Below are 19,087 nucleotides of genomic sequence, written 5' to 3'. Positions count from 1 at the left end.
TGGAGCGCGCCATGTCCTCTTCCCTGTCGCAGCGGTTCGATGTGATCGGTTCTTTCCTCGCCACGCTGCTGGGCCTCGGCCGCGGCATGATGGCGCAGCCCGGAGCGGTTCACGCCCCGCCTCCGGCGCAGCGCCTCAAGCTCTATGACATGGAAGGCTGTCCGTTCTGTCGCTCGGCGCGCGAAGCGCTCTCGGCGCTGCATCTGGATGTCGAGGTCTACCCCTGCCCCAAGGGCGGCACGCGCTTTCGGCCCGAGGTGGTGGCGCAGGGCGGCAAGGCGCAATTTCCTTATCTCGTCGATCCCAATACGGGCACTGCGCTTTACGAGTCCGAAACGATCGTCGCCTATCTGTTCCGCACCTACGGCAGCGGTCCGGTGCCGTTGCACTATCGCGGCGCGCTGCTCAAACAGGTCGGTAACGCCTTGGGCAGTTTGATTCGGGCCGGCAAGGGCGTGCGCGTGCGGCCCTCGCACGCGCCGGAACAGCCGCTGCATCTCTGGAGTTTCGAGGCCAGCCCTTTTTGCCGGCTGGTGCGCGAACGCCTCACCGAGCTGGAACTGCCCTATGTGCTGCACAACGTGGCCAAGGAACAGCGGTCGGAATTCGGCCGTGCGCGCCAGCGCCATCCCGCGCCCTACACACCGGTTCCCGGCGGCAAGCGTGCGGCGCACTTCGCCCGCACCGGCCACATGCAGGTGCCCTATCTGGAAGATCCGAACACCGGCATGCAGATCCTGGAGTCGGCCGCCATCCTCGGTTATCTGGAACGCACCTACGCCACCTGAAGCATCCCCGCGTGCGCAGCGCGCCGGCCGACCTGTGCATGGGCAAGCCGGAACGCGCGCACTATACTGGCCGCCTGTCTGTTACCCACCGCTACGGATCGTCCCCATGCCGCGCTCCCGATGGTTGTTGCTGCCGCTCGCCTTGATGCTGCTCACCGCATGCGGCCAGAAGGGGCCGCTGTACCGGAGCGAGGAAGCCGTGCCGGCCGAGGCACCCGCCAATGATGGGGACGAAGGGCCGCCCGCCGTGATCGCCCCGCCTGCCACCGAGTAACCGCTGACCCATGGATCACTTTCTCTACCGCAACGGCCGGCTGCATGCCGAGGATGTCGACCTGGAAGCGCTGGCCGCCGCCTATGGCACGCCGGCCTATGTCTATTCGCGCGCCACGCTGACCCGCCATTTTCGGATCATGACCGAGGCGCTGGGCGATCACCCGCATTTGATCTGCTACGCAGTCAAGGCCAATGCCAATCTGGCGGTGCTGAACGTGCTGGCCCGCCTGGGCTCGGGATTCGACATCGTTTCGGGCGGCGAGCTGGCGCGGGTGCTGCAGGCTGGCGGCGACCCCGCCAAAGTGGTGTTTTCCGGGGTCGGCAAGCGCACCGCTGAACTGGAACACGCGCTGTCGGTCGGCATCCGCTGCTTCAATGTCGAATCGATCGCCGAACTCGACCGCCTCGACCGCATCGCCCGCGCTCACGGCGTCACCGCGCCAGTGTCGCTGCGCGTCAATCCCGACGTGGACGCCCAGACCCATCCCTATATCGCCACCGGGCTCAAGGACAACAAGTTCGGCATCGCCATCGCCGAGGCCGAAGCTGCCTATGCACGGGCCGCCGAATCGCCCGGGATCCGGGTGGTCGGTGTGGATTGCCACATCGGCTCGCAGCTCACCAAGACTGCCCCATTCGTCGACGCCCTGGATCGCGTGCTGCAGCTGGTCGACCGCCTGGCGGAGCAGGGGATTGCACTGCAGCACCTGGATGTCGGCGGCGGACTGGGCATCCGCTACCGGGACGAAACGCCACCGGACCCGGCTGAGTATGCCGCGGCGCTGCGCGAGCGGTTGGGCGGCCGGACGCTGGAACTGATCCTGGAACCGGGCCGCGTGCTGGTCGGCAACGCCGGCATTCTCCTCACGCGGGTCGAATATCTCAAAACCCAGAGCGAACGGCAGTTTGCCATCGTCGATGCGGGCATGACCGACCTGCTGCGTCCGGCGCTCTACCAAGCCTGGCAGGAGATCGTGACGGTGCAGCAGCATCCCGACCGGCCCGAGGCGGTCTACGATGTGGTCGGGCCGGTGTGCGAAACCGCCGATTTCCTGGGCAAAGCGCGGCCGCTGAGGATTGCCGAAGGGGATCTGCTCGCAGTGCGCTCCGCCGGCGCCTACGGTTTCGTGATGGCCTCGCAGTACAACGCCCGCCCCCGGCCGCCGGAACTTCTGGTGGACGGCGACCGCATCCACGTGGCGCGAGCGCGCGAATCGATCAACGATCTGTGGGCCGGCGAAAGCCTGCTGCCGGATTGACGGCGACATGACGGTTCCGCCCACACCGCCCGTGCCACTGGTCCTAGTGGACGGCTCGAGCTATCTCTACCGCGCCTTCCATGCGCTGCCGCCGCTCAGCACGCGCGACGGCCGGCCCACCGGCGCGGTGGTGGGCGTTTACAACATGTTGCGCAAGCTGATCCAGGAGCTGCAACCGCAGCGGCTGGCAGTCGTGTTCGATGCCCGCGGCAAGACGTTCCGCGACGAGCTGTTCCAGGCCTACAAGGCGCATCGTCCACCCATGCCGGACGATCTCGCCCGTCAGGTCGACCCGCTCAAGGCTCTGATCCGCGCCATGGGCGTGCCGCTGCTGGAAGTCGCCGGCGTGGAAGCGGACGATGTCATCGGTACCCTGGCCCGACAAGCCGCCGCACAGCAGATGGAGACCATCATCTCCACCGGCGACAAGGACATGGCCCAGCTCGTCGACGGGTACGTCGCCCTGGTCAACACCATGTCCGGCACCTGGCTCGACCGCACCGGGGTGGTGGCCAAGTTCGGCGTGCCGCCTGAGTGCATCATCGACTACCTCGCTCTGGTCGGCGACAGCAGCGACAACATCCCGGGCGTGCCCAAGGTCGGCCCCAAGACGGCGGCCAAATGGTTGAGCGCCCACGGCAGCCTGGACGCACTCCTGGCGGCAGCCGACACGATCGCCGGCAAGGTGGGCGAATCGTTGCGCGACAATCTCGAACAGCTCGCCCTGTCGCGCGAACTGGCACGTATCCGCACCGATGTGGCGTTGGCGCAATCGCTCGACGATCTGCAACCGCAGCCGGCCGATACCGAAACCCTGCTGGGCTTGGCGCAGGATCTGGAACTGGGCGGACTGCTGCGCGAACTCAACCGTGAAGGCGATCCGACCGCGGGGGCAGTGGCCTCGGATCCGAGCACAGACCCCGGTGCCGCGGTGACGTATCACAGCGTCCGCGAAACCGCCGACTTCGAGCACTGGCTGGCGCGACTGGAGAAGGCCGAGCTCATCGCGCTCGACACCGAAACCACCAGCCTGAACAGCCTGGAAGCCCGCATCGTGGGCCTCTCCTTTGCCATCGAGCCGGGCGAAGCCATCTATATCCCGCTCGCCCATGAAGGGCTCGAGGCCACGCCGCAACTGGACCGCGAGGAGACGCTGGCGCGGCTGAAGCCCCTGCTGGAGGACCCGGCGCGGCTCAAAGTCGGGCAGAACCTGAAATACGACCGCGCGGTGCTGGAAAACCACGGCATCCGCCTGGCCGGCATCCGCCACGACACTCTGCTCGAGTCCTATGTGCTGGACAGTACGGTGCGGCACGATCTGGACTCGATGGCCCTGCGCGAACTCGGCGTCTCGACGATCGCCTACGAGTCCGTGACGGGCAAGGGTGCCAAGCAGATTCCGTTTGCCGCCGTGCCGATCGAGACGGCCACGCGCTACGCCGCCGAGGACGCGGACATCGCACTGCGCCTGCACCAGGCGATGTGGCCGCGACTGCAGGCGGTCCCGACGCTGGCGTCCATCTATACCACCCTCGAAATGCCGCTGCTTCCGGTGCTGGGCCGGATGGAACGCACAGGCGTGCGCGTCGACGCCGCGCAGCTCAAGGCCCAGAGCGCCGAGCTCTCGGCCGAGATGGACCGGCTGCGGGAGGCCGCCCAGACCGAAGCCGGCAGCGCCTTCAACCTCGATTCACCCAAGCAGCTTCAGGAGATCCTGTTCGAAAAGATGGGGTTGCCGGTGGTGCGCAAAACCCCGAAGGGACAGCCATCGACCGCCGAGGACGTGCTGCAGGAGCTTGCCGCCGACTACCCCTTGCCGCGCCTTATCCTGGAATATCGCGGCCTGGCGAAGCTCAAGTCGACCTATGCCGACAAGCTCCCCGCTCAGATCGATCCGCGGACCGGGCGCATCCACACCTCGTATCATCAAGCGGTCGCGGCTACCGGGCGGTTGTCGTCGTCCGATCCCAACCTGCAGAACATCCCGGTGCGCACTGCCCAGGGCCGTCGCATCCGCCAGGCGTTCATCGCCGATCCGGGCCACGTCCTGCTCTCGGCGGACTACTCGCAAATCGAACTACGCATCATGGCGCATCTGTCCGGCGACGCCCGACTGTGTCAGGCATTTGCCGAGGGCGAAGACGTGCACCGGGCCACCGCAGCCGAGGTGTTCGGCGTGCCGCTGGAGCAGGTGCAAGGCGAGCAGCGCCGGGCGGCCAAGGCCATCAACTTCGGCCTGATCTACGGCATGTCGGCGTTCGGGCTGGCGCGTCAGCTCGGAATCGCGCGGGAAGCGGCTCAGCGCTACATCGATCTGTACTTCGAACGCTATCCGGGCGTGCGCGTATTCATGGACCAGACGCGCGCCAAAGCCCGCGAACAAGGCTATGTGGAAACAGTGTTCGGCCGCCGGCTGTATGTGCCCGACATCCACGCCCGCAACGGCAACCAGCGTCAGTACGCCGAACGCACCGCCATCAATGCCCCCATGCAGGGCACTGCCGCCGACATCATCAAGCGGGCCATGATCGCCATCGACGAATGGATCGAGCGCGACGGCGTGCCGGCGCGAATGATCCTGCAGGTGCACGACGAACTGGTCTTCGAGATTCCACTCGACGCCATCGATACCGTCAAGGCCGGGGTTCTGGCGCGCATGCAGGGGGCGACGGCGCTGGCCGTTCCGCTTGAAGTGGACGCGGGGGTCGGTGAGAACTGGGACGCCGCCCACGGGAGCTGACCCTCGGGGCAGCCCCGCCCCGGTTTACCGCCGTTCGGGTCAGAGCGGGCCCTCCGGTGCGCGATCGATGACTGCGGTGGTAGCCGGCCAGGCGTTGATCACCGCATTCACCACCGTGGCCAGGGGAATGGCGAAAAATGCGCCCCAGAATCCCCAGATGTTCCCAAAGAACAGGATGGCCACGATGATGGCGACAGGGTGCAGCTTGACCGCATCGCCGAGCAGGACGGGGGCGAGAATATTGCCGTCGACGAACTGGATGACACCGTAGGCCAGGATCGCCAGCAGGCATTCCTGGGACATGCCCCACTGCAGGTACGCCACCATCGCCACCGGCAAGGTCACGACCGTCGCGCCGACGTAGGGAATGAGCACCGACAGGCCGGTAATCACCGAGAGCAGCACGGCGTAGTTCAGACCCATCAGGCTGAATATGACGAACGTGGCCATGGCGACGATCAGGATCTCGATGAACTTGCCGCGGATGTAGTTGCTGAACTGATGCTGGGCTTCGTGCCAGACGCGCACGGCCAGCTCGCGATCATCCGGCAGGAAACGCTCGAACCAGGCGAGAATACGATCGCCATCCTTGAGCAGGAAGAACACCAGGAACGGCACCAGGAAGATGTAGACGATCAGCGTTGCGGCCCCCACCAGTGAGGAAAACGAATATCCCAGAAGCCGCTGGCTCAACTGTAGGCCCTGCGCCCGGGACTGGGCCAGAATCTCATCGATTTCCGAAGTGGAGATCAGGCTCGGATAACGTTCTGGCAGGTCCATGAGGGTCGTCTGCGCCGCGGAGATCAGCGACGGAATCTGCTGGGCAAACGTCGTCAGCTGCTGAAGGAACAGCGGCAGGAACGCGAACAAGGTCAACACCAGCCCGCCCAGGAAGACGACAAAGATCAACAGGACGGCGAGCAGGTGCGGAAAGCGGCGGCGCTCCAACCATCGCACGCGGGGGTGGAGCAGAAATGAAATGATTACGCTGGCGTAGACGGGCGCCATCATCTGCGCCGTCCAGATGATGAACCCCATGAACAGGAATACCATGCCGATCAGCATCACGATCCGCCGATCAGCGAATGTCTGTTTCAGCCAGTCACGTATCATTACTTCCTCTCTCGCAATCATCGAGATCGCCGGCCCCGGTCGCCTCCGATCCGGTCTGCCCGCACCCGTGGATTTCGACACGTCCGCTGCCGTTTCACCGGGCATTCCCGTGCCTGCGGTACCGCAGGCACGAGGGCACCGGGATAAAAATCAGGGCTTCGATGGAACTTCCGGGAAGTCTTCATAGTCTATGTATTCGAGTATCGCAACGATACTCTTCCTACCCTGAGTAAGTGGGCGCGCTGGCTACCCCCAAAGCCGCAGCCCGCGGTAACCGCGATGGCTCCCCCTTCGGCTGTCGCGGTTTTTTTTATTCCGCAAGAACCGGATCATCAAACCAGTGCTCCAGCTGCGCCCGGGCCTCATCGACGCCCTGTCGCGAGATGGCCGAGAACAATTGCACGGTTGCCCCCGGCGCTTCCTGTGCCAGACTGCGTCGCACCGCTAGCAACGTGTTGCCGGCGGCGCCACGACCCAGTTTGTCGGCCTTGGTGAGCAGGACATGACAGGCCACACCGGCCGCGGTGCACCAAGCCAGCATCTGCCGATCGAACTCGGTCAGTGGATGCCGCACATCCATCACCAGGACGACACCCCTGAGGCTCGCGCGCGCAAGCAGATAACCCTCGACGAGCGCCGCCCATTCCCGGCGTACGGCAAGCGGCACGCTCGCATAGCCATAGCCCGGCAGATCGACCAGACGCATGCCGCAGGGCAGCACGAAGAAATTGAGCAGCTGAGTCCGGCCAGGGGTGCGGCTGGTGCGCGCCAGCGCGCGCCGTTGAGTGATGGCGTTGAGGGCGCTGGATTTGCCCGCGTTGGAGCGGCCGGCGAAAGCGATTTCGGCCTGATCGTCCGCTGGCAACTGGACTAGCTGAGCCACACTCTTGACAAAAACGGCGCCATTGTAGTCCCGCATGAGATTTGCCCGATGTCCTCTTGACCGTTTCGGTTGACCCCGTTTGGTGTCAACGTTGTAGAATTGCGCGCTTGCGAGTCCGGTTCTCCGGCGCGTTCGTCTGGAACGCCGCGTTTTCCCGGCTCACGGCCATCCAGCATGCCAGATCAGGAGGCACCTTTCCTATGAACAGACTGTTTGCCGTGAGCTTGATGCTCATCGGGTTGTGCGTTTCCGGCGCGGCGGCAGCCGCGGGAAATCCCGAAGCGGGACAGCAAAAGGCCGCTCCCTGCGCGGCCTGTCACGGGCTCGACGGCAATAGCACCAATCCACAATGGCCGAAGCTGGCAGGACAGAACCCCGAATACACCATGTCCCAGCTCCAGGCCTTCAAGAACGGAAACCGGCAAAATCCCGTGATGGCACCCATGGCGATGGGATTGAGCGAAGAGGATATGGCCGACCTGGCCGCGTATTTCGCCAAGCAGCGCCCTCAGATCGGCGGTGCCGACCCGGCCTTGGCTGAAGCCGGCGGTAAACTCTACCGGGGCGGCAACAAGGAATCCGGGGTCTCGGCCTGTATGGCTTGCCACGGTCCTCGAGGCGCCGGAAACGGTCCGGCCGGATATCCCAAACTGGCGGGCCAGCATGCGCAGTACACCAAGATGCAACTGGAAGCTTACCGTCGTGGGGAACGTGGCAGCTCTCCCACGGGTCAAATCATGCAGAGCGTGGCCAAGCGCATGAGCAACCAGGAAATCGAAGCGGTCTCTTCCTATATCGAAGGACTACACTGACACCGACCCAACGAGGGAGTACGACTCATGGGGTATCGATTGCGGCTTTTACCATGGATCTTCCTCGCGGTTTGCCTGGGGTTCGTGGCAACCAGCGTCGGCGCTGCGCCGAGCTATAAGGAGGGCGTACAGTATCGGCTGGTGGAAAATCCCCAGCGCATTACGCCCGGCGCGAAGGTCGAGGTGGCCGAATTCTTTTCCTATGGTTGCCATATTTGCCACGACATTGAGCCATATCTGGAGTCCTGGCAAAAAACCAACGCCGATCAGGTCACGTTCGTCCGCGTGACCCATGGTCCGGATTTCTTTCGCCGCAGCTGGGGCGTCTACGGGCAGTCCTTCTATGCGCTTGAAACCCTCGGGGCGGCGGAGAAGCTGAATGCCCCCCTGTTCAAGGCCATTCACGAGGACAAAGAACGACTCGACAGCGAGTCCAGAATGGCGAAATTCGTCACGCAATATGGCGTCGATAAGAAGGCCTTTTCGGCGGCCTACGATTCCTTCGCCGTTCGCACCAAGCTGAAACAGGCGGAAGCACAGTGGCAGCGTTTCGGGATCCTCCTGCTGGGCACGCCCGCCTTCGTGGTCAATGGCAAGTATGTAGTTTCTCCAGGTTTCCAGCAGCATGTCTCGCGCAAGGAAGACAAGCTGACCGAGACGCTCAAGGTCATTGATTTCCTGGTGGCCAAGGAACAAAAATCCGCCCAGAAGTAAGTGCGTTACAAAAGGCGTGCCGACCGGGGATGGTATAGTTCGAACATCCCCTGATCTCCGGTCGGTGCCCGATATGGCTCATGGTTTCTTCCTCGAACTGCTGATCTTGCTGGCCAGTTCGCTGGTGGTTCTTTCTCTGTGCTATCCGTTGCGGATTCCGCCCATCCTGGGTTACATCGTCGTCGGTCTGCTGATTGGGCCGGGAGGACTCGGGTGGATTTCAAGCCCCGAATCGGTTGCTCAGCTGGCCGAGTTCGGGGTCGTCTTCCTTTTGTTCTCCCTGGGTCTCGAATTTGCACTGCCCAAGATGCTGGCCATGCGCCGGCTGGTGCTGGGCGTCGGTCTGGGGCAGGTTCTGGTGACCTTGTTGAGCTTTTGGCTCATTGGCTGGTTATTGAATCTTTCGGTCACCACCAGCTGGGTTCTGGCCGCCGCCTTAACACTTTCATCGACTGCGGTGGTCAGTCGGGAGCTGTCTCGAAATCACCAGCTCCATCTGCGCTTCGGTCAGATCGCCGTCGCTGTGCTGCTGTTTCAGGACATGGCGTCTGTTTTCTTTCTCGCGCTTCTACCGTCTCTGGGCGGCCAGACGGACCAGCTGCTGTCGTCGCTGGCCTGGACCTTGGTGAAATCGGCCCTCCTGCTGGTCGGACTGACGATCTTGGGGCCCCGGATTCTGCCGCGTCTGTTCACGCTGGTGGCGCGAACCCGTATTGAAGAGCTTTTCGTGCTGGCGGTTCTGGTCATCATCCTGGCTGCGGCCGCCCTGACCCAATTGCTGGGGTTGTCGATGGCATTGGGCGCATTCGTCGCTGGCATGCTGCTCGGTGAAAGCCATTTCCGCCATCAGATCGAAGCGGAGATCCGGCCATTCCGGGACGTCCTGCTGGGCATTTTCTTCGTGGCCGTGGGGATGCTCATTCACCCTGTCCCCATGGTGGAAAAGCTGCATTGGATCATCCTGCTGACCATTGGCTTCATGGTGATCAAGTGGGTCATCGTGGTTGCCCTGGCCTGGTTGGTCGGCGAAGAGCGGCGCAATGCGTGGCAGGCCGGTTTCGCCCTGGCCCAGGGCGGGGAATTCGGGTTCGCGCTGCTGACCTTGGCCGGCGCGCTGGATCTGGTGGCGCCCGCGCAGCAGTCCCTGGTCTTTTCGAGCATCATGCTGAGCATGATGCTGACCCCGCTACTGTTGAAAATGAATCCCCATTGGGCGCGCTGGGCAGACCGCAGATCCGGATCCGCGCCTCCATTGTCCCAGGCTGCAGATTCGGACGAGCCGCATGTCATTCTTTGCGGATTTGGTCGGGTCGGCCAGGCCATCGCGCGATTCCTGCAACGCGAGCAGATTCCGTATATCGCGATCGACAGCGATACCCTGCGTGTCCGCGAGGCGCTGCTGGCCGGCGAACCCGTGCTGTATGGCGACTCCCGCCAGCGCACCCTGCTGCGCAAGGCTGGATTGGACAAAGCCCGTCTGGTCGTGATCGCCTTCGATGGATTCGGTGATGCCCAACGCATCCTGGAAGAGGTCCGTGCACTGCGGCCGGACCTGCCAGTACTGGTGCGCACAGCTGATGACCGGCATTGGGAGGCCTTGCAGGCCGCCGGAGCGACCGAGATCGTTCCGGAGACGCTGGAAGGCAGTCTGATGTTGGTTTCCCACGTGCTGGAGTTGCTCGGCACGCCCACCGAGCGAATTCAGGAACACATTCGTACGGCGCGTGAGGAGCGCTACCGCCTGCTGCATGGTTATCTCCATGGCGAACGCTCCCGCATTGCCGATGAGACCGGTAAGCCGCTTGAAGTGGTTCATCCGGTGGCACTGCCGGAGACGGCCCATGCGGTCAACCACCGTTTGGGCGATCTCAATCTGGAGCAGATCGGAATCCGGGTTCAAGCGTTGCGGCGGGGCACCGTGACCGGGCAGGATCCGTCTCCAGATGTAGAACTCAAGGCCGATGACACGTTGGTATTGCTCGGTACCGCTTCGCAAATCGAAAGAGCCGAGCAGCGACTGCTTGGCGGAGAACACCATGGATGATGTGACGGCACGCAAACCGTTACCCAGTGCAATGCGGATCGGGATGGTGGGGATCCACGGGCCCGAAGCCGCAGCCACCCTGCAGGTCCTGCTGGAGGCGGGGGCGACGATTACCGCGTGGTCGCGCAATCGTGATTCCTCATGGGCCAAGCGCCTCTCTCGCCGCGGCGTGACGATTCACGCGCTTTCGAGAAAGGCAGCCCGAGCCAGCGCCGCAGTGCAGGTGCCCGCCCTGGATTGGCTGTTGATTTTCCCGGGTAACCGCCTGGGGGCCAAGCCGCCTAACCTCGGACTGGTGCCTACGAGCTATTGGCCTCGCCTACCCGGGCGGGTTGTTCAGTTGGTACCGGCCGGATCACCGCGTGGCTGCCTGCGGTCCAGTACCGATCGTCCAGTTATCGCGTTGCCCACGGCGCTGGTTCTGGAGCGCTGGCTCAATACCCCGATGCGCAAGGCGATTCGGCGCGGCATCCTGCCTTTTCCCCAGCATCGCGACGACGCCTTCCCCCTGATCGCTACGCATGAGATTGCCGAGGTGATCGAATCGCTGTGCAGCGCTAAACTATGCATTGAACAAGCGGTTTCGGCCCTGTCTGGGCAATGGATTCCCCTGCCGTTGGTGCTGGCGGCCTGCCGCAGCCAAGTGAATCGGCCCATTCGTCATCGCCATCGCTCGCCGGCCGTGATCAATTTTCGCATGGGGCGAGAGATGGGACTGATGGCGCGATGGGCGATCGAATCCCGCCAAAAGACGCCTCATCCGGACGCTGATTTGGAGGTTTCATTCCAAGCCACGACGCTGGATGGACTGCGTCGCCTGCCTTGGTGAACCAACGGACTTCCCAAAGGGCCGCTTATGACCGTTACAATCCTTCGCACGCCGATTTCTGGCTGGGTTCTGTTGGTCTGCGTGGCGTTTTCTCCCGGACTACTGGCCCAAAACACCTCACAACAGGGAGTCATTTCTGTGAGCGACCAAGCGAAGCTGATCCAAATTCCGAACGCCAAACAGCCCGCACCGAACCTGCTGACCGGAGGTCAGCCGACGGAGGCGGATCTCCGCGCCGCAGCCGCGGCCGGGTACAAGACCGTAATCAACCTGCGTCCAAGTTCGGAATTGCCGGATATCGAAGAGTCGGGCTTGGTTCAATCCCTGGGAATGGATTTCATCAGCATCCCGGTCGGCGGCGCCGCTGACTTGTCGAAGGAAAATGCACACCGATTGGATCGTGCGCTCGCCAACGCGCAACCTGGACCGGTGATGATCCACTGCGCCAGCGGAAATCGTGTGGGTGCGCTGCTGGCGATCCGGGCTCATGCGATCGAGGGCAAGTCGGCCGAGCAAGCGCTCGAATTCGGAAAAGCCGCTGGTCTTACCACCCTAGAAGATGCCGTCAAACAACACTTGAAATAGCCTGACCTCGGGCCGGAAGCGGGTCATCCGCCGAAAAGCGGGCGACCCACTTCCAGCCCGAGTTGGTGAGCTGCATTCCCTTGGTTGATCGCGATCTCGATCAAGCCGATTGAATTGGCATACCAGAACGCTTCGCCCACCGGAACATCCGCGAAGGTTCGCGCAGGGCGCACCGTCCGTCCGCCGATTTTCAGGGTCTGGTCTTGGCGCATGCCCCGATCGGCACGCAGACCCGTCATGGCATTGCCGTATCGGTCGACGTAGATCACCGCCGCCCAGTCTTCCGGCCAGGGCGCACCCACCGGTGCGATGTCACCCAGATCGTGCAACATCTGTGGCTGGCCGGTGTGCAATTGGGCGGCCGCGGGGGCGAACCAGTCCCGACCGTGGAACGTCGCGCAGGCATCACTTTCCGGATCCGGCAAGGCGGCCCAGGTGGCATCGACCAGTCGGTGTCCCGTAATGGCCAGCAAGCCATTGTCCGGTCCAATCAGCCGTATCCCGCTGCCTTTCAGCACCAATCCCCGTCGTTCCGTGCCGACTCCAGGATCGACGACCGCGACGACACTGGCGCCAACCGGCAGATACGGCACCAGTGCGGCCAGAAGGTAGGCCGCCGGACGGGGTTGGAACGGCGTGAGATCCTGACAGAGATCGACTACCTGAACCGCTGGCGCGGTGCGGTGAATCGCCGCTTTCATCTGGCCCACGTAGGGCGCCGGCAATCCAAAATCGGTGAACAGGAAGATCGGCGCAGCGCCGGCGTCATGTTCGGGCTTCATACCACGAATCACACGTCGAGATTGCTGACCAGCAGGGCATTGCGTTCGATGAAATCCCGGCGCGGCTCGACCTGATCGCCCATCAGGGTGGTGAAGATGTCGTCGGCGGCCACGAGATCCTCGGCGGTTACCCGCAGCAGTCGCCGGGTTTCGGGATCCATGGTCGTTTCCCAGAGCTGGTCGGGATTCATTTCGCCCAATCCCTTGTACCGTTGAACGGTCATGCCGCGTCGTGCCTCGTCCATCAGCCAACGCACGGCATCTTGGAATCGCGGAGCGCTCTGACTGCGTTCTCCGCGGCCGACACGGGCCTGATCGCTCCACAACCCGGACAGGTTTTGGGCTAGTTTGTGAAGCGGGCGAAATTCCGCGTTCTCGAGTTGCTCGTGGCTCACGTGATAGGTGTGCTCCAAGCCGTGCCGATAGCGAATGACGAACAGTCCATCGACTTCACTGGTTGGCACAACATAGCGATTCGCACCCGGAGCGGTCGCATTGAGCCGGGCTTCGAACATCTCCCGCCACTGATTGCGCGCGGCCTCGTCCGCCAGCACCGGCAAGATCGGCTCCACCTCCGATAGTACCGTCAGGACATGCGGATCATAAGATCGCGACAAACGTTCGATTGCATGTTCCACGTCCTGATGCATGAGGACCAGCCGGGCCAATGGTTCGCCTTGAAGAACCGGAAGATCCGGTGCCGGCCAGACCGATGCGCCATCCACGGCGATGTTGAGCAGATAGCTATTCAGGGCTGCATCGTCCTTCAGGTACTGCTCCTGCTTGCCTTTCTTTACCTTGTACAGTGGGGGTTGCGCAATGTAGACATGTCCGCGCTCCACCAGAGTATAGGTCTGCCGATAGAAGAACGTCAGCAGCAGCGTCCGGATATGGGAACCGTCCACGTCGGCGTCGGTCATGATAATTATTCGATGGTAGCGTAACTTGTCGGGGTTAAAATCGTCCCGTCCAATGCCACAGCCAAGCGCCGTGATAAGCGTTGCAACCTCTTGTGATGCAAGCATTTTATCGAACCTGGCTTTTTCGACGTTCAGGATTTTACCTTTCAGCGGCAAGATGGCCTGGGTACGACGGTCACGTGCCTGCTTGGCTGAGCCGCCCGCTGAATCACCCTCGACGAGGAAGATCTCGGAGAGTGCGGGATTCTTCTCCTGACAGTCGGCGAGTTTTCCCGGCAATCCAGCGATGTCAAGCGCGCCTTTCCGGCGAGTCATCTCTCGCGCGCGCTTCGCGGCTTCGCGCGCGCGCGCCGCATCAAGCACCTTGCCAATGACGACTTTGGCGTCATGCGGGTGTTCCAACAGGAAATCCTGAAGTTTCTCAGCCATCAGTGATTCCACAACAGCCTTCACCTCGGAAGACACCAACTTGTCCTTGGTCTGCGATGAGAACTTGGGATCCGGCACTTTAACGGAGAGCACGGCAGTCAATCCTTCGCGTGCGTCGTCACCGGTCAAGTTGAGCTTTTCCTTTTTATTGAGACCGGCTTCGTCGATGTACCCATTGACCGTGCGCGTCAACGCAGCCCGGAATCCAGCGAGATGCGTACCACCATCCCTTTGGGGGATGTTGTTGGTAAAGCAGAACATGGTCTCTTGGTAAGAATCATTCCATTGGATGGCGACTTCGACGCCGATACCGTCGCGTTCACCGGAAAAGTAGAAGATCTTTGCGTGCAGCGGTGTCTTCTTCTGATTGAGGTGCTCGACAAAGGCGCGGATTCCGCCTTGATACTCGAATGTCGCGCTCCGGCCCTCGCCGCGTTCGTCGCGCAGCTCGATGCGTACGCCTGAATTCAGGAACGACAGCTCACGCAGGCGCTTGGCTAGAATGTCGTAGTGAAATTCGATGTTGCTGAAGATGGACGGGCTTGGCTTGAATCGAATTGTGGTGCCGCGCAGGGTCGTCTCGCCCATGACCGCGAGCGGCGCGTCGGGCACGCCGAGGTGGTAGCGCTGGAAATAGCTTTTCCCGTCGCGGTGAATGGTGAGTTCAAGCACCTCCGAGAGCGCATTGACGACCGATACGCCGACGCCGTGCAAGCCTCCGGATACCTTGTACGAATTGTCGTCGAATTTCCCACCCGCATGCAGGACGGTCATGATGACTTCCGCAGCCGATCGGCCTTCCTCCGCGTGAACGTCTACCGGAATTCCACGACCGTCATCGGAAATGGTCATGACATTGTCGGTTTCGATCGTGACCAGGATGTTCGAGCAGTGTCCGGCCAAAGCCTCGTCGATGGCGTTATCCACGACTTCAAACACCATATGGTGCAGGCCCGAGCCGTCATCTGTATCACCGATGTACATGCCGGGGCGTTTGCGAACCGCATCGAGGCCGCGCAGCACTTTGATGCTGCTTGAGTCGTAGCTTGTTGCGCTCATACGAGGGGAATACCTAGGGAAAAGCACATCATACCATTCTTGATGCCGGCTCTTGTTCCACGTGGAACACACCGTAGTCTGCGGTTCTGGGAACGTAGCGGGAATCGATCAACGTAATGAATTGCTGGGCTGGAAGGGAGGTCAGCAGCTCCGACAACCGCGCCCAATGCTGTTCGTCCAGTTCGGAGACCGGATCGTCGATCAAAACGATGGGTTCCCGATCCGTTTTGTGTTTCATATAGGCAATTTGTGCCAATAAGAAGGCATACGTCCAGCGCTTCTCTTCACCTCGGGAAAGGTGATGTGCAGCAGCTATACCATCGATTCGAATGTCGATGTCTGCACGGTGCGGGCCTATCGAGCAAAATCCTTGAAGACGATCCCGCGCACGGTGACTATGAATCGACTCCGTAAAGCTGCGTTCGCGCGGCCACCCCGGTTGGTAACGGCATTCGAGCGATGCCGTACATGCCAGTTTCTCGCGATACGTGTCCATCAGCGGCATCAACTCGGTCAGGTAGGCACGCCGCATCTGATCGAGCACCTCGCCATGGGTGACCATCGTTTTTTCCCAACCAATCAGAACCGATTCGGATGCTGCGGCCCGAAGTGCGGCGTTGCGCTGCCCGAGTGCGCGCTCATACATCTGCCAGTGGTGGTGAAACCGAGGTTCCACGTGGAACAATCCCCAATCCAGAAATCGCCGGCGGTCCCGCGGACTCCCAGCCACCAGGGGAGTTTCACGCGGATCAAGGAGTTGCACTGGAAGCAGCGGCGAGATGGCGCTCAAAACCCGGATCGGCTCGTCCTGCAACCGTACATTCAAACCCTGGGCATCTGCATCCAGCTTGAGCTTCAGTCGTCGCCCCAGCGGATCCGAAAGCTCGGCGCGTAACGAAAAGGCGTCTGCGCCATGTCGCCAAAGCCTGTGGCGACGGGTCGTGCGAAACGACTTTCCCCGGCTCAACACATAAATGGCTTCAAGCAAGGACGTCTTCCCCGCGCCGTTGGGGCCAATGACGACGTTGAAGTGCGGATGACATTCCAGGTGAAATGCCTCAAATCGCCGAAAATTAAGGCCTTTCAGCACATGGATGGTCATCCGAATCCCTTAAAGGCGCATTGGCATCACCACGTGCTGATTCGGTGTGCTGTCGTCTTCCGAGTCGGTTGCGGTGATCAAACAGCTTCCGTTTGCATCTGAGAATTGCAGGCGTACCGTGTCGGTGCGCAAAACAGCTAACGGTTCGAGTAGATAGACAACATTGAATCCGATTTCCATCGGTTCCCCGATGTACGTTCCAGCTAACGATTCTTCGGCTTCTTCCTGCTCGGCATTGTGGGCACGAATGGTGACGCCATGCGCGTCGAGACTGAGCCGAACCCCCCGAAACTTCTCGTTCGACAAGATTGCTGCTCGAGAAAGACTCTGGCGGAGTTCCAGCCGATCAACCTCGAGCGATCGCGGTAAGGTTGGTGGAATGACTTTTTCGTAGTCCGGAAATCGGCCGTCGACAAGTTTACTGGTGAATCGAATTCCTTCCATTGATGCCGTGATCTGGTTCGAGGTGATTTCGAGCTCGATCTCGCCTTCCGTCAGTAATTTCTGCAATTCCAGGATGCCTTTTCGGGGAATGATGATCTGTTGTCCTGTGACTCCCCCCGCGGTATCCAATCGGGTCTCTGCCATCGAAAGGCGGTGTCCGTCCGTGGCTACGGCCCGCAGCAACCCCGGGCGTAGATCAAACAGCAAGCCATTGAGGTAATAGCGAACATCCTGATGTGCCATGCTGAACTGAGTCAGATCGAGAAGATTCTTTAGCTTGCTCTGGTCCAGCATCAGCCGCACACCGCCATCCTGTCCGCGGCTGACTGGAAAATCCGAAACCGGCAGCGTAGCGAGCGAGAATCGGCTTCCCTGTGTCCGGATAGCGATGCGGTCTTCTGTTAGCGCGCACTGCAGCTTGGCGCCGTCAGGTAGGCTTTTCACGATGTCGAGCAACTTGCGTCCTGACACCGTGGCACTGCCTGGGCTGATGGTCTTGCAGGTGCCACGAGCGACCATCTCGATTTCCAGGTCAGTCCCAGTGATCTGGAACGCGTCGTTCTCGATCTGAATCAGAACATTGGCCAGGATTGGCATGGTTTGCCGTCGTTCGACAACGCCGATGGTTGTTTGCAGAGGCTTGAGGAATTCCTCACGGAGCAACTCGAATTTCATGTCGCATCATCCCGGGCAGAGGGTGTATCTAAATCTAAGTCTTGAGTTTTCTTGTGGAGGTAGTAGAGCATGTGCATAAGTGGAGAAACGCTCATTTTCCCTGATCTTTCAATGGGTTTTAACGCATTTTCCATTTGAGTACGATTGTGAATCGACTGTGGAGGAGCTGTGGGTAACTTCGCTTTTCGGATTCTTCGCCGATTCGTCCACTGATTCCTGACAGCTTATCCACACTGTTTTCCCGGTCTTCATGCCGAGAGGATACGCAACAGCATTTGGTAGTCTTCGTTGACCCGAAGGTCACTTTCCCGCAACTCGGTCGTTTTGCGACAGGCGTGCAGTACAGTGGTGTGATCGCGTCCGCCGAAGTGCTTGCCGATCTCCGGCAAGCTGTGGGCCGTCAGTTCCTTGGCCAGTGCCATTGCCATCTGACGGGGCCGTGCAACGGTCCGTGTGCGTCGGGTCGATGTCAGGTCGCTCACCTTGAGCTTGTAGTAGTCGGCGACTGTGCGCTGGATGTTTTCAATCGTGATCAGTTTTTCCTGCAGGAGCAGGAGATCCCGCAAGGCTTCGCGGGTTGCGTCCAAGCTGATGGTCAGACCCTTGAACTGACTATGGGCAATGACACGCCGGAGTGCACCTTCGAGTTCACGAACGTTCGAGCGCACCTGTTTGGCGATAAAAAAAGCCACCTGATCCGGAAGGTCGACACCCATCTGCTCGGCTTTTTTGATCAGGATTGCCGTTCGGGTCTCCAGTTCGGGCGGTTCGACCGCAACCGTCAGGCCCCACCCAAAGCGGGATCGCAAGCGTTCCTCTAGGCCCTGCACCTCCTTGGGGTAGCGATCGCAGGTCAGAATGATCTGCCGCTGTCCTTCCAGCAGGGCATTGAAGGTGTGGAAGAACTCTTCCTGGGATTGTTCCTTGCCCTCGAAAAACTGGATATCGTCGATCAACAAGGTATCCAAGGAACGGTAGAAGTTCTTGAATTCATTTATTTTATGGTTCTTCAGAGCATGCACCATATCATTCACGAATCGTTCGGAGTGCAGGTACACTACCTTCGCGCCGTGGTGTTTCTGGAGCAGGTCATTTCCAACCGCATGCATCAAGTGCGTCTTTCCGAGACCGACTGCCCCGTACAAAAACAATGGGTTATAGGATTCTCCCGGATTCTCGGCGACTTGGCGCGCGGCAGCGAAGGCCAGCTGGTTCGACTTGCCTTCCACAAAGGTGTCGAACGTGAATGCCGGATTGATCCGATTTCCGGTCAGCGGTTCGCTGCGGGCCATCAGCGACGACCGGACCGGTTCGCCTGGCGTAGCGGACGGCGCCGAGAGCGGGGTGACAGGCTTGACCGAGCCGACTTCAATGCATCGCGGCGGCGTCGTAGTTGGCGCCAGACTGCCTACGATGTCTTGAATCAGGTTGAGGTAATGCGCTTGTACCCATTCCTGAACGAAGCTGTTGGGTGCGAGTATCCGCAGCCGGCCATTCTCCTCCACCGCTTGCAGTGGCAGGATCCAAACTCCGAACTGTTGTTCCGGAAGTTGAGATTGCAAGGCATCAAGACAGGTTTTCCACACAGACACAAGAGGATCCAATTTATTGTAATTACAGAAGTAAATAGCAA

The 19,087-nt window shown here is 61.0% G+C and carries 16 protein-coding genes; 9 read left to right on the top strand and 7 right to left on the bottom strand.

Annotated elements, in window-relative coordinates:
* Positions 1–11: 11 nt before the first annotated feature.
* The 4 genes from E4680_RS05775 to polA all read left to right on the top strand — a co-directional run bounded on the left by E4680_RS05775 (position 12) and on the right by polA (position 5,063).
* On the top strand, positions 12–788 hold the full coding sequence (locus tag E4680_RS05775) for a glutathione S-transferase N-terminal domain-containing protein (protein WP_135281441.1): 777 nt from the start codon (positions 12–14) through the stop codon (positions 786–788).
* 106 nt (positions 789–894) lie between these two features.
* Positions 895–1,062 carry an LPS translocon maturation chaperone LptM gene (lptM, locus tag E4680_RS05770; protein ID WP_135281440.1) on the top strand — a complete coding sequence of 56 codons (168 nt, stop codon included), beginning with the start codon at positions 895–897 and terminating at the stop codon, positions 1,060–1,062.
* Between the two features lie 10 nt (positions 1,063–1,072).
* Entirely contained in the window at positions 1,073–2,323 is a 1,251-nt protein-coding gene (gene lysA / locus E4680_RS05765) for a diaminopimelate decarboxylase (protein ID WP_135281439.1), read from the top strand.
* A 7-nt stretch (positions 2,324–2,330) separates the two neighbouring features.
* Entirely contained in the window at positions 2,331–5,063 is a 2,733-nt protein-coding gene (polA, locus tag E4680_RS05760; RefSeq protein ID WP_135281438.1) for a DNA polymerase I, read from the top strand.
* 39 nt (positions 5,064–5,102) lie between these two features.
* Here polA and E4680_RS05755 read toward each other — a convergent pair whose 3' ends face one another.
* Both E4680_RS05755 and yihA read right to left on the bottom strand, forming a co-directional pair.
* Positions 5,103–6,176 (bottom strand): AI-2E family transporter, encoded by a 1,074-nt coding sequence (locus E4680_RS05755; RefSeq protein WP_135281437.1) that lies wholly within the window; start codon positions 6,174–6,176, stop codon positions 5,103–5,105.
* Between the two features lie 310 nt (positions 6,177–6,486).
* Positions 6,487–7,095 (bottom strand): ribosome biogenesis GTP-binding protein YihA/YsxC, encoded by a 609-nt coding sequence (gene yihA / locus E4680_RS05750; RefSeq protein ID WP_135281436.1) that lies wholly within the window; start codon positions 7,093–7,095, stop codon positions 6,487–6,489.
* A 164-nt stretch (positions 7,096–7,259) separates the two neighbouring features.
* Here yihA and E4680_RS05745 point away from each other — a divergent pair, with 164 nt between their 5' ends.
* From E4680_RS05745 to E4680_RS05725, 5 genes are all read left to right on the top strand, one after another.
* The gene (locus tag E4680_RS05745; protein ID WP_135281435.1) at positions 7,260–7,871 is read left to right on the top strand and encodes a c-type cytochrome; all 612 of its coding nucleotides are present in this window, start codon (positions 7,260–7,262) and stop codon (positions 7,869–7,871) included.
* Positions 7,872–7,898: 27 nt separating this feature from the next.
* The gene (locus tag E4680_RS05740; protein WP_135281434.1) at positions 7,899–8,585 is read left to right on the top strand and encodes a thiol:disulfide interchange protein DsbA/DsbL; all 687 of its coding nucleotides are present in this window, start codon (positions 7,899–7,901) and stop codon (positions 8,583–8,585) included.
* Positions 8,586–8,658: 73 nt separating this feature from the next.
* A complete protein-coding gene (locus tag E4680_RS05735; protein WP_135281433.1) occupies positions 8,659–10,629 on the top strand; it encodes a monovalent cation:proton antiporter family protein in 1,971 nt (656 codons plus the stop codon).
* Positions 10,622–11,458 (top strand): hypothetical protein, encoded by an 837-nt coding sequence (locus tag E4680_RS05730; RefSeq protein WP_135281432.1) that lies wholly within the window; start codon positions 10,622–10,624, stop codon positions 11,456–11,458. Before E4680_RS05735 ends, E4680_RS05730 begins: the two co-directional genes overlap by 8 nt.
* Before the next feature lie 81 nt (positions 11,459–11,539).
* The gene (locus E4680_RS05725; protein ID WP_167792400.1) at positions 11,540–12,043 is read left to right on the top strand and encodes a protein tyrosine phosphatase family protein; all 504 of its coding nucleotides are present in this window, start codon (positions 11,540–11,542) and stop codon (positions 12,041–12,043) included.
* 23 nt (positions 12,044–12,066) lie between these two features.
* Here E4680_RS05725 and E4680_RS05720 read toward each other — a convergent pair whose 3' ends face one another.
* From E4680_RS05720 to dnaA, 5 genes are all read right to left on the bottom strand, one after another.
* Complete coding sequence (locus E4680_RS05720; protein WP_135281430.1) at positions 12,067–12,825, bottom strand: SAM hydrolase/SAM-dependent halogenase family protein; 759 nt, start codon at positions 12,823–12,825, stop codon at positions 12,067–12,069.
* Between the two features lie 8 nt (positions 12,826–12,833).
* Positions 12,834–15,233, bottom strand: coding sequence for a DNA topoisomerase (ATP-hydrolyzing) subunit B (gene gyrB / locus E4680_RS05715; RefSeq protein WP_135281429.1), 2,400 nt, complete (start codon positions 15,231–15,233; stop codon positions 12,834–12,836).
* 28 nt (positions 15,234–15,261) lie between these two features.
* A complete protein-coding gene (recF, locus tag E4680_RS05710; protein WP_135281428.1) occupies positions 15,262–16,335 on the bottom strand; it encodes a DNA replication/repair protein RecF in 1,074 nt (357 codons plus the stop codon).
* A 9-nt stretch (positions 16,336–16,344) separates the two neighbouring features.
* Positions 16,345–17,454: a DNA polymerase III subunit beta gene (gene dnaN, locus E4680_RS05705; protein ID WP_135281427.1), complete on the bottom strand. Its 1,110-nt coding sequence runs from the start codon at positions 17,452–17,454 to the stop codon at positions 16,345–16,347.
* Positions 17,455–17,702: 248 nt separating this feature from the next.
* Positions 17,703–19,046, bottom strand: coding sequence for a chromosomal replication initiator protein DnaA (gene dnaA, locus E4680_RS05700; RefSeq protein WP_135281426.1), 1,344 nt, complete (start codon positions 19,044–19,046; stop codon positions 17,703–17,705).
* Between the last annotated feature and the right edge of the window lie 41 nt (positions 19,047–19,087).

Source organism: Candidatus Macondimonas diazotrophica, from assembly GCF_004684205.1.
In the GTDB taxonomy this organism is placed as follows: domain Bacteria; phylum Pseudomonadota; class Gammaproteobacteria; order UBA5335; family UBA5335; genus Macondimonas; species Macondimonas diazotrophica.
This window is presented reverse-complemented; position numbering and strand designations above follow the sequence as displayed.

Bases quoted from the DNA above. Each gene is read 5' to 3' on its own strand.
- E4680_RS05775 (WP_135281441.1), top strand. From the start codon at position 12: ATGTCCTCTTCCCTGTCGCAGCGGTTCGATGTGATCGGTTCTTTCCTC.
- lptM (WP_135281440.1), top strand. From the start codon at position 895: ATGCCGCGCTCCCGATGGTTGTTGCTGCCGCTCGCCTTGATGCTGCTC.
- lysA (WP_135281439.1), top strand. From the start codon at position 1,073: ATGGATCACTTTCTCTACCGCAACGGCCGGCTGCATGCCGAGGATGTC.
- polA (WP_135281438.1), top strand. From the start codon at position 2,331: ATGACGGTTCCGCCCACACCGCCCGTGCCACTGGTCCTAGTGGACGGC.
- E4680_RS05755 (WP_135281437.1), bottom strand. From the start codon at position 6,176: ATGATACGTGACTGGCTGAAACAGACATTCGCTGATCGGCGGATCGTG.
- yihA (WP_135281436.1), bottom strand. From the start codon at position 7,095: ATGCGGGACTACAATGGCGCCGTTTTTGTCAAGAGTGTGGCTCAGCTA.
- E4680_RS05745 (WP_135281435.1), top strand. From the start codon at position 7,260: ATGAACAGACTGTTTGCCGTGAGCTTGATGCTCATCGGGTTGTGCGTT.
- E4680_RS05740 (WP_135281434.1), top strand. From the start codon at position 7,899: ATGGGGTATCGATTGCGGCTTTTACCATGGATCTTCCTCGCGGTTTGC.
- E4680_RS05735 (WP_135281433.1), top strand. From the start codon at position 8,659: ATGGCTCATGGTTTCTTCCTCGAACTGCTGATCTTGCTGGCCAGTTCG.
- E4680_RS05730 (WP_135281432.1), top strand. From the start codon at position 10,622: ATGGATGATGTGACGGCACGCAAACCGTTACCCAGTGCAATGCGGATC.
- E4680_RS05720 (WP_135281430.1), bottom strand. From the start codon at position 12,825: ATGAAGCCCGAACATGACGCCGGCGCTGCGCCGATCTTCCTGTTCACC.
- gyrB (WP_135281429.1), bottom strand. From the start codon at position 15,233: ATGAGCGCAACAAGCTACGACTCAAGCAGCATCAAAGTGCTGCGCGGC.
- recF (WP_135281428.1), bottom strand. From the start codon at position 16,335: ATGACCATCCATGTGCTGAAAGGCCTTAATTTTCGGCGATTTGAGGCA.
- dnaN (WP_135281427.1), bottom strand. From the start codon at position 17,454: ATGAAATTCGAGTTGCTCCGTGAGGAATTCCTCAAGCCTCTGCAAACA.